This window comes from Faecalibacterium prausnitzii (assembly GCF_003324185.1).
In the GTDB taxonomy this organism is placed as follows: domain Bacteria; phylum Bacillota; class Clostridia; order Oscillospirales; family Ruminococcaceae; genus Faecalibacterium; species Faecalibacterium prausnitzii.
The window spans coordinates 113,376-126,636 of sequence record NZ_PXUP01000002.1 but is presented as its reverse complement, the minus strand read 5'-3'; the positions used below and the strand labels follow the sequence as shown (position 1 = coordinate 126,636).

General features: G+C 58.4%; 12 protein-coding genes. 1 reads left to right on the top strand and 11 read right to left on the bottom strand.

The features are described from left to right. Positions 1 to 29: 29 nt before the first annotated feature. The 11 genes from rsmB to C7J97_RS01860 all read right to left on the bottom strand — a co-directional run bounded on the left by rsmB (position 30) and on the right by C7J97_RS01860 (position 10,838). Positions 30 to 1,361: a 16S rRNA (cytosine(967)-C(5))-methyltransferase RsmB gene (gene rsmB / locus C7J97_RS01910; protein WP_113991882.1), complete on the bottom strand. Its 1,332-nt coding sequence runs from the start codon at positions 1,359 to 1,361 to the stop codon at positions 30 to 32. Further along, complete coding sequence (gene fmt / locus C7J97_RS01905) at positions 1,361 to 2,281, bottom strand: methionyl-tRNA formyltransferase (RefSeq protein ID WP_113991881.1); 921 nt, start codon at positions 2,279 to 2,281, stop codon at positions 1,361 to 1,363. The genes rsmB and fmt overlap by 1 nt, the downstream gene beginning before the upstream one ends. Then, the gene (gene def, locus C7J97_RS01900) at positions 2,281 to 2,817 is read right to left on the bottom strand and encodes a peptide deformylase (protein WP_005926004.1); all 537 of its coding nucleotides are present in this window, start codon (positions 2,815 to 2,817) and stop codon (positions 2,281 to 2,283) included. Before def ends, fmt begins: the two co-directional genes overlap by 1 nt. Before the next feature lie 19 nt (positions 2,818 to 2,836). Continuing rightward, complete coding sequence (gene priA, locus C7J97_RS01895; RefSeq protein WP_113991880.1) at positions 2,837 to 5,098, bottom strand: replication restart helicase PriA; 2,262 nt, start codon at positions 5,096 to 5,098, stop codon at positions 2,837 to 2,839. Positions 5,099 to 5,126: 28 nt separating this feature from the next. Then, positions 5,127 to 5,699 carry a guanylate kinase gene (gmk, locus tag C7J97_RS01890; protein ID WP_113991879.1) on the bottom strand — a complete coding sequence of 191 codons (573 nt, stop codon included), beginning with the start codon at positions 5,697 to 5,699 and terminating at the stop codon, positions 5,127 to 5,129. Beyond that, complete coding sequence (locus C7J97_RS01885) at positions 5,689 to 5,967, bottom strand: DUF370 domain-containing protein (RefSeq protein WP_015538478.1); 279 nt, start codon at positions 5,965 to 5,967, stop codon at positions 5,689 to 5,691. The genes gmk and C7J97_RS01885 overlap by 11 nt, the downstream gene beginning before the upstream one ends. Before the next feature lie 18 nt (positions 5,968 to 5,985). After that, the gene (locus C7J97_RS01880; protein ID WP_015538477.1) at positions 5,986 to 6,864 is read right to left on the bottom strand and encodes a YicC/YloC family endoribonuclease; all 879 of its coding nucleotides are present in this window, start codon (positions 6,862 to 6,864) and stop codon (positions 5,986 to 5,988) included. A gap of 268 nt (positions 6,865 to 7,132) precedes the next feature. Then, complete coding sequence (locus C7J97_RS01875; RefSeq protein WP_015538476.1) at positions 7,133 to 7,474, bottom strand: helix-turn-helix domain-containing protein; 342 nt, start codon at positions 7,472 to 7,474, stop codon at positions 7,133 to 7,135. Positions 7,475 to 7,669: 195 nt separating this feature from the next. After that, the gene (locus C7J97_RS01870) at positions 7,670 to 9,073 is read right to left on the bottom strand and encodes an oxaloacetate decarboxylase subunit alpha (protein ID WP_005926028.1); all 1,404 of its coding nucleotides are present in this window, start codon (positions 9,071 to 9,073) and stop codon (positions 7,670 to 7,672) included. 16 nt (positions 9,074 to 9,089) lie between these two features. Further along, positions 9,090 to 9,467 (bottom strand): biotin/lipoyl-containing protein, encoded by a 378-nt coding sequence (locus C7J97_RS01865; RefSeq protein WP_113991878.1) that lies wholly within the window; start codon positions 9,465 to 9,467, stop codon positions 9,090 to 9,092. Positions 9,468 to 9,518: 51 nt separating this feature from the next. After that, the gene (locus tag C7J97_RS01860; RefSeq protein WP_113991877.1) at positions 9,519 to 10,838 is read right to left on the bottom strand and encodes a carboxyl transferase domain-containing protein; all 1,320 of its coding nucleotides are present in this window, start codon (positions 10,836 to 10,838) and stop codon (positions 9,519 to 9,521) included. A gap of 369 nt (positions 10,839 to 11,207) precedes the next feature. On the opposite strand from C7J97_RS01860, the gene C7J97_RS01855 reads away from it, so the two are divergent. Then, positions 11,208 to 13,160 (top strand): glycerophosphodiester phosphodiesterase family protein, encoded by a 1,953-nt coding sequence (locus tag C7J97_RS01855; protein ID WP_223451578.1) that lies wholly within the window; start codon positions 11,208 to 11,210, stop codon positions 13,158 to 13,160. The last annotated feature ends 101 nt before the right edge of the window (positions 13,161 to 13,261 follow it).

The window sequence follows — 13,261 nt, the reverse complement described above, 5'->3', positions numbered from 1 at the left end:
TAAGAGGATACGACCCACAAAGGTCGTGGTTATTGCGTTGCGGCGGCTTTTTGCAACACGCACAGGAAAAAGCCGTCCATGCCGGTGCGGGTGGGCACCGAAAGGCAACCATGCTCCCCTGCCGTCATTCCGGCGGGCAGCGGCACCTCCGGCGCGCAGACCGCAAATTCCGGGTGGCGCTGCAAAAAGGCTGCGATCTGCTGCTGATTTTCTGCCGGGTCGATGGTGCAGGTGGAGTAGACCAGCCGTCCGCCCGCCTTGAGCAGCGCCGCAGCGGTATCCAGAATTGCCGCCTGTGTGGCAAGCAGTTCTGCCTGCCGGTCAGCTTCCAGCTTTTTATAGCGCAGATCCGGCTTTTTTGCCAGAATGCCCAAGCCGCTGCAAGGCACATCCGTCAGGATGCGGTCTGCCATGGGCAGTGCAGGGTTCGGTTTGGTGGCATCATTACAAAGGGTATGCACCCCAGTAAAGCCCATGCGGTCTACCGCGGTGCGGATCAGCCCCACACGGTTCTCTGCCGCATCGCAGCTGTACAGTATTCCTGTGCCCTGCATCTGCTCGGCCAGCAGAACGGTCTTGCCGCCGGGGGCAGCGCACAGATCCAGCACCGTCTCGCCGGGGGCTGCGCCCACGCAAAGGGCTGCCAGCTGGCTGGCCTGTCCCTCCACATGGTAGTAGCCCTGTCGGAACAGTTCGTTGTCTGCCGGACTGCCGGCAAATCGTGCCAGCACGCTGCCGGGCACAATACCCTGCCGCACCTCTGCTGCGCCCTGCTCTGTAAGCAGCGCGCACAGCTGTGCAGCGCTGGCCTTGAGGGGGTTTGCACGCAGACTGGTCAAACCGCCATCGGCCTGATAGGTCAGGATGCCCAGTGCTTCATCCGGGTAATTTTTGTGGAGGAATTCCGCCACATCCCGCCCGGCAGAGCCAAGCACCATCAGGCGCTGGATCTCGTCCGTAAAAACGGCAGCGTCCAGATCATAGCCGCAGGCCTTGCGCAGCACGGCATTGACAAGGCCGGAGGCGCTGGATTTTTTAAAGGTGCGGGTCAGCTTGACTGCCTCGTTCACCGCAGCAGAGACAGGCACCTGCATATAGCGTGCCTGTGCCAGTGCAGCGCGTAAAATTTCCCGCACGGGTGCATCCAGCTTTGCCAGACCCTTGGGCAGAAACTGCTCCAGAATATAGTCCAGCGTGCCGCGATGCTCCAGCACGGTGTAGAAAATGGCACTTGCAAAAGCCTTATCCCGGCCTTCCAGCTTCTGGCGCTTGAGCTCTGCGTCCAGCACCAGATTGGAAAAGCCGTTCTGCTCCTGCCGTACCAGTGCGGCAACTGCTGCCGCACGCGGATTTGCGGCCATCAGAGGCTATCCCCCGTTTTCAGGCGCAGACCCGCTGCAAAGGCAGTGCCGTCCATGGGCTTTTTTCCCTCTGGCACGACTACCAGCAGTTGGATAGCACCCTCGCCGCAGGCTACGGTCAGGGGCTTTGTGGCCAGCACCGTGCCGGGGGCTTCGCCATGAGCGGCGGCCACGCGGCTGGACATCACCTTGAGCTTTTTGCCGCCGGAGGTGATGAACCATGCACCCGGCCAAGGGTTCATGCCGCGCACCCAGTTGTGGATATGGACGGCAGTGTCGGTCAGGTGGAACTCTGCCATCTCCTTGTTCAGCATGGGGGCAAGGGTAGCGTTCTCGTGCTGTTGCGGCACAGCCGTCAGGGTGCCTGCTGCGATCTGGGGAATCGTTTCACACAGAGCTTCGGCACCCACAGCGGTAACGCGGTCGAACAGTTCACCGCTGGTCTCCTCGGGGTCGATGGTAATCTTTTTGCAGTACAGAACATCGCCGGTATCCAGCCCTTCGTCCATCTGCATGATGGAAACTCCAGTCTCAGCGTCACCGTTCAGCACCGACCACTGCACCGGGGCGCTGCCGCGATACTTCGGCAGCAGCGAAACGTGCAGATTGATGCAGCCGTAGCGGGGCATTTCCAGCACGGACTTCGGCAGGATGCAGCCATAAGCCACCACCACGATCAGTTCCGGGGCGAGGGCGCGGATGTTTTCATCCTCGCTGCCGTCCCGCAGGGTGCGGGGCTGGAACACGGGCGTGCCGTGCGCCAGCGCAACCTCCTTGACCGGCGGTGCGGTGAGCACCTGCTTGCGGCCGACGGGCTTATCCCGCCGGGTGTACACGGCACAGATATCATGCCCGGCAGCATACAGGGCTTTCAGGCACTCGGCAGCAATATCCGGCGTGCCCATGAACAAAATGCGCATCAGTTGTTTCCTTTCGCTTCGCGGGCAGCCTTTTTGCCTTCCTCGGTATCCTCATAGAAGTACTCGCTGGACTCCATGATGGTGATGCCATCCAGATGGTCGTTCTCGTGCTGGATACAGCGGCCCAGCAGGCCATCGGCTTCCAGCTCGAACCATTCGCCGTTGCGATCCTGTGCACGCACCTTGACGGCAACGGGGCGGGTCACAGCGCCGTTGTGCCCCGGGAAGGACAGGCAGCCCTCATAGGCGGTCTCTTCCTCCTCAGAAACAGCAAGGATCTCGGGATTGACGAAATCAATGAACTTGTACTCGTAATCCTCGGGGATCTCCTCCGGGGCATCGGTGGTGTCCCACACCACGAACAGGCGGCGCATCATGCCCACCTGCGGGCCAGCCAGACCCACGCCATCGGCGGCGATCATAGTCTCGCGCATATCGTCCAGCAGGGTGGCCAGACGGTCGTCAAAATTGGTCACAGGACGGCAGACCTTGTTCAGGATGGGATCGCCTTCTTTAACAATATTACGGATAGCCATAATGGTACCTCCAGTTTTATCAGATGTCACCGTCCGAGTGCAGGTCTACCACGACCGATGCCTTAGACGGCAGTTTTTCTTTTTCATACAATGCCAGCGTGCTGCGCACGAGGTCGCGGAAGCGGCGGTCGTTGCGGCACTTGACAGTAAGCTTATAGCGGTAGGTGTCGTTGATCTTTTCAATACTGCCGGGCGTAGGGCCCAGAATGCGCAGGGGCAGATCCGGCTGCTTGGCCGCCTGTTGCCCTAAAAGCGCCGAGAAACGGGCAGCGGCGCGCGCCACCTCGTTCTCCTTTGCACCGGCAAAGCCGATGACGCACAGCCCACAGAAGGGCGGGTACAAGCCAAGCTTGCGGTAGGTGATCTCCTGCTCGTAGAAGGCATCATAATCCTGTGCAGCAGCAAGGGTGAGCACTGGGTTGTCCGGGTCGGTGGTCTGGATGATGGCAAAGCCGGGCTCTTTTGCGCGGCCGCTGCGTCCCACCACTTGTGTGATCAGGCTGAACACGTTCTCGTATGCCCGGAAGCCCTGCGCGAACAGCAGCGAATCAATGCCCAGCACGCCCACAAGGGTCACATCCTCGAAATCCAGACCCTTCGCCACCATCTGGGTGCCTACCATGATGTCATATTCATGCGCTGCAAATTTGGCAAGCAGCTTTTCGTGGGCGTCCTTGGCGGCGGTAGAGTCTTGATCCATACGCAGCACCCGCGCCTCCGGGAAGAGCTTTGCCAGCTCCTCTTCGGCTTTTTGGGTGCCAAAGCCCCGGTACTGTAATTTACCGCCGCAGGCCGGGCAAAGGGTGGGCGGCGGCTCCTGCTGGGAGCCGCAGTAGTGGCACAGCACCTTATGCGCTGATTTGTGGTATACCATGGGCACGCTGCACTTGGGGCACTTGAGCACCTCGCGGCAGTCCTCGCACTGGGCAATGGTCTGGTAGCCCCGGCGGTTGAGCAGAAGAATGGTCTGCTTTTCTGCCTCAAGATTGCGGCGGATGGCATCCTCCAGCGCAAGGCTGATCTCCCGGGGGTTGCCCGCTGCCAGCTCTGCCCGCATATCCACGATCTGCACACTGGGCAGCGGGTTGCCGCCGTAGCGCTTGGTCAGGCGCACCAGCTGGGTGCGTCCATTCTGCGCAGCGTAAAAGCTCTCGGTACTTGGGGTGGCGCTGGCCAGAAGCAGCAGTGCGCCGTTTTCGGCGGCACGCTGGCGGGCAACCTCGTGGGCAGAGTAGCGCGGTGCGGATTCCGACCGGTAGGTGTGCTCCTGCTCCTCGTCAATGATGATAAGGCCGATATTTTCCAGCGGCGAAAACACTGCGCTGCGGGTGCCCACCACGATATCTGCGCCGCCATCCTGGATCATCTGCCATTGCAGCAGGCGTTCGGTGTGGTTGAGTGCAGAGTGCTGCACTGCTACGCGGCGGCCGAACTGCCCTTTTAACCGCAGGATCATCTGCGGGGTCAGACTGATCTCCGGCACCAGCACCAGCGCCTTGCGGCCAAGTTCCAGACAGCGGGAAATCAACTTTAAAAACACCAGCGTCTTGCCGCTGCCGGTAACGCCGTACAACAGCGCCGAATGGGGTACGGTATCTTCTAGCTTGGGCAGCAGCGTGTCGTAGGCGGCCTGCTGCTGCTCTGTGAGGGTGATGGGGTCGTTGCGCAGCGGGATGGAGGCGTAGAGGTCGATGGACTTATTCACCTTGCTACATTCCAGCACACCTTTGGTGCACAGGTTATCCAGCACTGCGCGGCTGATGCCCTTATCCTCCAGTTCGTTCAGGGTACGGGGGCCGCCGCTCAGCAGCGCCACCGCCGCCAGCTGCTTTGCCGTAGGCTTTGGCTTTTGCGGCAGTGTGCCCACCAGCTTATAGGCGTTTTCGGTGTGGCGGGTAAGCTGCTTTTGCAGCATCGGGGTAACACCGTCTGCGGCCACGGAGGGCTTGTACTGTGCACCATACGGAATGACCGCCTTGACGGCCTCGTAGTAGGTGCAGAAGGTGCGCTCCTTTAGAAAATGCACCAGCCGCAGCAGCTCCGGGGTCAGGCAGGCCGAGGCCGGGGCTACATCGAACAGATATTTCAGCTTGGAGTGCTCCGGCTCGGCATCGCAGGCCAGCACCACGCCCATGCGGGCGCGGCTGCCCTTGCCAAAGGGCACCAGCACCATGCTGCCCAGACGCACCGCATTCTGGTGCTCCGGCAGAACAGCGTAGGTATACAGCTTATCAAAATGGAAGGTCGCATTGCTGACGGCAACGCCTACCGTTTTGGGCATTCGTCCAACTCCTTCAACGCTTGATTTTTCAGCCCTGCAGCCCGGCGCGCTGGCAGATGACCTGATACAGTTCTGCGGCGCAGGGCTCGATCTGGTTGTTGACCAGCTTTACGGTAAACTTATCCTGCTCGTCCAGCTCCTGCCGGGCGGTGGCGAGACGCTCCTGAATGCTTTCCTCAGTCTCGGTGCCGCGGCCGCGCAGGCGATGCTCCAGCTCCTCCACAGAGGGCGGCAGCAGGAACACGGTGGTAGCGCCCGGGAACATCCGGCGGATATTGGCAGCGCCGTGCACGTCAATGACCAGCACGACCACCTTACCAGCCTCCAGCCGCTTTTCCACCTCAGACTTCAGGGTGCCGTAGTAGTTGCCGTTATAGAAGTTGTGCTCCACCACCTGATCGTTTTCCAGCAGCTGCTGGAACTGCTCGCGGGTGCGGTAGTAGTAGTCCACACCCTCCTGCTCGCCGGGGCGCGGGGCGCGTGTGGTGGCAGAGACGGTCTTTTCGATTTCGGGGTGTGCCTCGCGCAGTGCCCTGACCACGCTGTCCTTGCCGGTGCCGGCTGCGCCGGAAACTACAAACAGAAATTTATCATTCGCCATGAGATGTTTCTTCCTCCATTGATGCTCTACCCTCCTGCCCGGCGGCGCGGCTTGCCACCGTTTCGGGCTGAAGGGCAGACAGCACAACATGATCGGAGTCCATGATAAGCACAGCTCGGGTGCTGCGGCCGTAAGAGGCATCAATCAGCATCCCGCGCTCGCGTGCTTCCTTCACCAGACGTTTGACCGGTGCGGAGTCCGGGCTGACGACTGCCACCACGCGCCCCGCACTGACCATATTGCCAAAGCCGATGTTGATGAGTTTCATAGGCTCCTCCACAACATATTATTCCAGATTCTGAATCTGCTCGCGGATTTTTTCGATCTCCGCCTTCATATCCACCACAATACGGGTGATATCCAGATCCTGACACTTGGAACCGATGGTATTGGTCTCACGGTTCAACTCCTGCGTCAGGAAATCCAGCTTGCGGCCCACGGGCTCGTCCAGCTGCAGGATATCGCGGTACTGTGCAATGTGGCTGCGCAGACGGACAGTTTCTTCATCCACGGCGGTCTTATCGCCAAAAATGGCGGCCTCGGTCAGCACACGGGCGTCATCGATGTCGCGATCCTGCAGGATGACCTTGAGTTTCTCGTACAGGCGGTTGGTGTAGTTTTCCACCCGGCCTGCACTCAGGCTCTCCACTTTGCCGACGCACTGTTCCAGAAACACAAGACGGCTTTCCACGTCTGCTTTCATCTTGGCGCCCTCGGCGGCACGCATCTCCACAAAGCGATCCAGCGCCTGCGCGGTAACGGCAGACACATCCTGCCACAGCTGCTCCTCGTCCACATCGGCGTGGCGGGTGGTCAGCACATCCGGGAAGCGGGTCAGAACGGCAGTGGACACATCATTTTTGACCCCCAGCTGCTCGGACAGGTCCCGCATGGCCTGCTGATAGCTGCGGGCAAGCTCCATGTTGACGGCGACCACGGTATCCGCTGCGTCCACGTTCTGGACGGTCATGCTAAGCTCTACCTTGCCGCGGGAGATCCGCTGGTTGAGCTGCTTTTTCAGGCGGCTGTCCAGAGAACTGCAGGTGCGCGGGATGCGGGAGGAATACTCGAAATAGCGGGAGTTCACGCTGCGCAGTTCCACAGTGATCTCGCGGCCATTGAGCACGGCAGTCCCCCTGCCGAAACCGGTCATGCTTAAGATCATACTAGCTCCTATTCTTTTGCGGTTTAACTTCGGTTTTTCTGTATAGGTATCCGCTTTGGGCACACAAGCCCATGTTACGATACATATAGCATCATTTTACTATTCTTTTCTGAAAAATTCAAGGTGCAGACTGCATCCGTGCAAAAAACACAGTTTTCATTTTTACTGCTGCGCAGCCAAAACAACATGGCTGCGGCAGTTACCGCTTTTCCAGAAGTTTTCCCCTTGTAAAAAATATAACCCCGCGTTTTCACGCAGGGTCATAACATCAGTTCGTCTTATAAACGCAGGTCACACTGGTTTGCAGGATATCTGCATTGAGCAGCGTGCGCTCCACCCAATGGATGTTGTCGGCAATGGTATCCAGAGAAACCTCGTATTCCTTGGCAATGCTTTCCATCGTGCGGTACTCGTAGCGATAGATCAAGGTCAGGATGAGCTTGTCCATCATAGAGATCTTGGTAAAACGGGTCTTGCGCTTGTGCTCCTGACGGTAAGCCTCATGCAGAGCCTTGAGCATCCGGTCAAATTCCAGCTTTGAAATGCCAAAATACAGTTGATAGTCCTGCTCCTGAAACTCAGCAATGCGCTGCTCCGGGATGCTTCGCATAGCATTTTCCTCCACATCATTTGTTGTATTGTACGGCTATACCAAACATTATAAAAGGTATTGGGCGGCAAGTCAATGTGTAAGCAGAAGTTTTTCCGGGATTACCCGACAGAGTACGTCTTGTGCCTTTGCCGGATACGCAAAAAAGGCTGCTGCACAGCATTTTGTGCAGCAGCCTTGAAAGGGATTTATTTATCAGACAGGATGAGACTGGTTGGTGTAGTCCACATGATCGCCGTCCACGCCCTGCTTTTTGGCATTGCGCTTATCGAAGAACTTGGGAGCGACCTGCGGGAACATAGCGTAGGTCAGCACGTCCTCTTCCTGCGTTGCCCACTTGGCAGCCTCGGCCTTCAGCTTGTCCATCTCGGGAGCCAGCGTATCGGCAAAGCGGCAGGTAATGGGCTGCTCGTCGCCAAGGATCTTCTTGGTGAACTCGGGCTTGATGGGAGCGGGAGTCTTGCCGTAGTCGCCGTGGACCAGACCCTTGAACTCCTTGGTAACCATCTTGTAGCGCTCGCCCATGATGACGTTGAACACAGCCTGCGTGCCAACGATCTGGCTGGTGGGGGTGACCAGCGGCGGATAACCTGCATCCTCACGGACGCGGGGGATCTCGGCCAGCACTTCGTCCAGCTTGTCTTCCTTGCCGGCATCCTTCAGCTGCTTGAGCATGTTGGAGAACATGCCGCCCGGCACCTGATACAGCAGGGTGTTGGCGTCCACACCCAAGCTCTTGGGGCTGATCTGGCCGTTGGCGATGTACTTCTCACGCAGCTTTGCAAAGTAAGCGCGCACGACATTCAGCTGCTTCAGATCCAGACCGGTGTCGTAGTCGGTGCCCTGCAGGGCAGCCACCAGGCTCTCGGTGGGCATATGGCTGGTACCAAGGCTCAGGGGGCTCATGGCGGTATCGATGATATCGGCACCTGCCTCGATGCCCTTGAGGATGGACATGGAAGCCAGACCTGCAGTGTAGTGGCTGTGGATATCCACAGGGATGCTGACGGTCTCCTTCAGCTTCTTGACCAGATCATAGCAGGTATAGGGAGTGAGCAGACCTGCCATATCCTTGATGCAGATGGAGTTTGCGCCCATCTCCTCCAAAGTCTTGGCGTAGGCTGCAAAGTACTCGTTGTTATGCACGGGGCTCAGGGTGTAGCTGATGCAGCCCTGCACATGAGCGCCCTCTTTGTTGGCAGACTTGATGGCAGTCTGCAGGTTGCGGGGGTCGTTCAGAGCGTCGAAGATGCGGATGACGTCGATGCCGTTGGCAACAGACTTCTGTACAAAGTACTCCACAGCGTCATCTGCGTAGGGACGGTAGCCCAGCATATTCTGGCCGCGGAACAGCATCTGCAGCTTCTGGTGCGGCAGTTCCTTGCGCAGGATGCGCAGACGCTCCCAAGGATCCTCGTCCAGAAAGCGGATGCAGCTGTCGAACGTAGCGCCGCCCCAGCACTCCACGGAGAAGTAGTTGATCTTGTCCATTTCGGGCAGGATGGGGCGCATCTCGTCCATGGTCATACGGGTAGCCAGCAAAGACTGGTGCGCATCACGCAGGACGACCTCGGTCACCTTGATCGGCTTTTTTGCCATGGTTGTCACCTCTTCCTTAGTTCATGGAAACCAGAACGTCACCGGAGTTGACGGTATCGCCCTTGTTCACGTTGATGGAAGCCACAGTGCCATCCTGCGGAGCAACGATCTCGTTCTCCATCTTCATGGCCTCGAGGATGACCAGCACGTCGCCGGCCTTGACAGAAGCACCGGCAGCGACCTTGACATCCAGAATGTTGCCGGGCATGGGAGCCTTGACGGCAACAGCACCGGCTGCACCGGCGGCTGCCTTAGGAGCAGCTGCAGGAGCGGGAGCGGCCTTGGGTGCGACGGGTGCTGCGGGAGCAGCGGCAACAGAAGCAGCGCCTGCGGCAGTTTCCTCAACGGAAACGCTGTAAGCAACACCATTGACAGTAATATTGTAGTACTTCATGGAAGGATCCTCCAATTCAAAATCGAACTCAATTAACTTACATTCGGACGCTTACAGGGCCATATTGCCATGCTTCTTGGGCAGGCGGGCAGCGCGCTTGGTGCTCAGCAGCTCCAGTGCAGCCACAACGCTGGCGCGCACATTAGCGGCATCACAGCTCATATCGGCAGCACCGGCGGCCACTGCGCTGGCAGCGCTGCACACCTCAGCGGTGTAGGCAGCAGCCTTTGCCTTGGTGGCGGCAATGATGTTGTCGGAAGCATCGATCTCATCCTTGTACAGCACGCTGACAGCGGCGCTGGGCTCCAGTGTGCTGACGGTGCAGCCGGTCACAGCGATGCGCAGATCGGCAGCAGCCAGAGTGGTGTACACAGGGCCCACAGCCTTGCCGGCCAGCACTGCCACTTTTGCGGTGGTAGCATCGGCGTAGGTAGCGGCCAGACGGGCAGCCTCGCGGATGCCGCCAGCCACGTCATCGGTAACGCTGGGCACAAAGCCCTCGGTATCCACGATGGTGACCACAGGCACGCTGAAGGCATCGCACAGGCGCACAAAGCGGGAAGCCTTGGCTACGCAGTTGTGGCACAGCTGCTTGCCGGTTGCCACAACGCCCACGGCGTTGCCGCCGATGGTTGCAAATGCGGTGTAAACAGACTTACCAAAGCCTGCGTACAGCTCCACAGCGCTGTCCTTATCGATCACAGCGGCAGCGGCCTTTGCAGGCTCGGCACCGGCAGCCAGAACAGCGGTGGGCTGCTCGAACTCGAAAATTGCCGGGCCAGTCAGGTTGTTGGCGGGCAGCAGACCCACGATGTGAGCGGCCTTTTCAGCAGCCTCTGCAGCATCGGCAGCCACGATGGAGGCTACACCTGCCTTGGCGGCAGCGGCAGCGCTGCCTGCGTCGGCGACCTTATCGCCCTTGGCAGCGGAGGTAAACGGAGCGGTGAAGAACAGCTCTGCGCCCTCGGCCATGATGCAGACGTCTGCGTTGGCAGCGCTCAGAGCGCTGGTGCCGCCGCAGACACCCAGAACAACGGCCACCTGCGGAACAACACCGGAGACCTTTGCGATCTGTGCATTCAGCTTTGCGCTGGCGGTCAGCACGTCCAGACCCTCGGCCAGCTTTGCACCAACCGAGTTATAGAAGGTGACCACCGGGCAGCCGGTCTGTGCAGCCATTTCCAGAACCTTGATGTTCTTTTCAACATCCTTTACGGTGACAGCCTCGCCATTCTGATAAACGGCGTAAGCCTGCTGACCTGCAGCATAGCCGCAGGCAGCGCTCACTGCACCATCAGCAAACAGCGCAGTGTACTCCCCGTCATCGAAGAACTTGGCGAGGATTTCTCCCTTATTGATCTTTGAAGCCATAATTAGACCTCCTGGTTGTCTGTGTGAGCTTTCAAAATTATATTCATTATACAGAAGCTGGCAAAAAAATGCAAGGGATTCTATAAAATTCCATGCGATTCAACATCCGTCACTTATAGATACTCAAATTTTTAACGATTCATCGTTTTGCACGTTTTATCTGGACAAATGCTATCACACGACCATTTTGTGGATGTAGAAATTTTCCCGGTTTTTTTGGCAAAACTGCACCCGTCTGCTGCGTTTTCTTTCCGTTGCATTTATGTTACACTATATTAAAAATCATATATTTCCGGGCAATCTGCCAAACTGTACCTATATAGCGCACACGAAAAGCCCGGCAAATATGCAAAAGAGGTTGAAGCTATCTTGAAACAAATTTCCGTAAAGTTCCAGCAGCAGGAGCAGACCTACCGCTCTCTGCACGCTGCCGCTCGTTCCCTGCTTTCGTCAAAGGGGCGGGTGTTTCTGCTTTTTCTGTTGTTTTATAAGGTGCTGACAAACTTCTTGTTCGTACCAGCGCTGCAGCTGATCTGGGCGCTGACGCTGCGGTTCGCGCCCATCCGCTACCTCAACAACAAAACTGCATCCCGCATCTTTGCCTCCCCTGCCATCATCGGGTGCATCGTCGTGCTGGCGGTGCTGGCAGCCTTTTGGAGCCTGTACGAGGTTGCCGCGATGCTGCAGCTATTGACGCGGGTGCGGCACGGTGAACCGCTGCGGGTGGGTGCGGTGTTCCGGAATGCCTTTTGCAGCCTTGTGCGGGTGTTTCTGCCGCAGAATCTTCCACTGCTGCTGTATGGCGCTGCCCTGATCCCGCTGACGAACTTTTTTCTGGCAGCAAACCATCTGACCCAGTTTGCCGTGCCGGAATATCTCTGGGGGCTGCTGAAAGCGCGCGCTGCCAATCGTTTTCTATTTGCTCTGGCAGTGCTTTGTGTGCTGGCGCTGCTGCTGGACGGACTTGTAGTGCTGCCAAAATTCCTGCTGGAACGTAAAAGCTTTGGCTGTGCATTTGAGGAGAGTCTGCGGGTTTTGTGCAGCCGCGCCGGGCAGCTGTTTGCGCTGGCACTGCGCTGGATGCTGACCGCTGCCGTGCGCACCGGACTGATGCTGCTGTGCGGGGCTTTGCTGTTCTATTGTGTCATTCTTGGTGTCGGCTTTGCCAGCACTGCTGCCCTGCTGGCGCTTTCTCGCGCGGCACTGCTGATCGAACTGCCGTTCCTTTGTCTGCTCATGGACTGCGCCATGACGGCGGCGCAAAGCACCCTTACAGAGGCACTGTATGAAGTGACCAGACAGTCCGATGCAGCGCAGCCGACCATTTCCGGAGAGCTCCCCACCCTGCCCCGTGAGCAGACGGTGTTGGCCGGGATGATGGCCTGCGCCGCACTGGTCACCTGCGGCGTAGCAGCGGTGTATCTGCTGTTCCCGCAAACGCAGCCGCTGCAAAGCGTGCTGGGTCTTTCTGACCCGGTGATCACCTACCACCGGGGCTATTCTTCCCGTGCGCCGGAGAACACCATGGCCGCCTTCGAGGCCGCGCTGGAAGATGGCTGCCCCCGCATTGAGCTGGATGTGCAGATGACCGCCGACGGCGTAGCCGTGGTGACCCACGACACCAGCCTGCGCCGGTGCACCGGCTGCAACGCCAACATCTACGACCTGCCCTATGTGCAGGTGCAGCAGCTGGATGCCGGGCGCTGGTTCCATCGGCAGTTCACAGGCTCTTATATTCCCACGCTGGAAGAAGTTCTGGCGCTGTGCAAGGGCAAGGCTGAGCTGAACATTGAGATCAAGCCCAGCACCTTTACGCCAACGTTGGAGGCAGAAACGGTGCGGCTGATTCACGCATATGACTACGGCGCGGACTGCGTGGTCACCTCTCAAAGCTACGAGACCCTGTGCAAGGTGAAGGAGCTGGACCCGGACATTACCACAGGGTATATTCTGGCGCTGGGCGTGGGCACCTACTACGACCTGCCTGCCGCAGACTTTTTCAGCGTAGAATCCACCTTTATCACCGCCGGTATGGTGCAGCAGATCCATCTGCGGGGTAAGACCATCTCTGCATGGACCATCAACCGCCAGCAGGATGCGGAAAAGCTGCTGCAGCTGGGTGTGGATGACCTGATCACTGACAAGCCCGAGATCATTGCGCCGCTGCTGGCACGGGACAAGGCACTGGACAACCGTCTGCTCTGGCTGCGGGATCAGATTCAGGAGTTGCTTGCCGCCCCGGACGCTGAAGAAGCGATGGAGGTGGAGGAAACCATCGAGGATGCTATTGAGGATCCCGAAGAGGTTTTGGACGAAGCGTAAGAAGATTTATACGGTAATACCGGGCAGGCTGCGGGTACGGTAATACCGGGCAGGCTGCGGGCTGCCCGATATTTGTATTTTCATAAACATAAAAAAGGAGC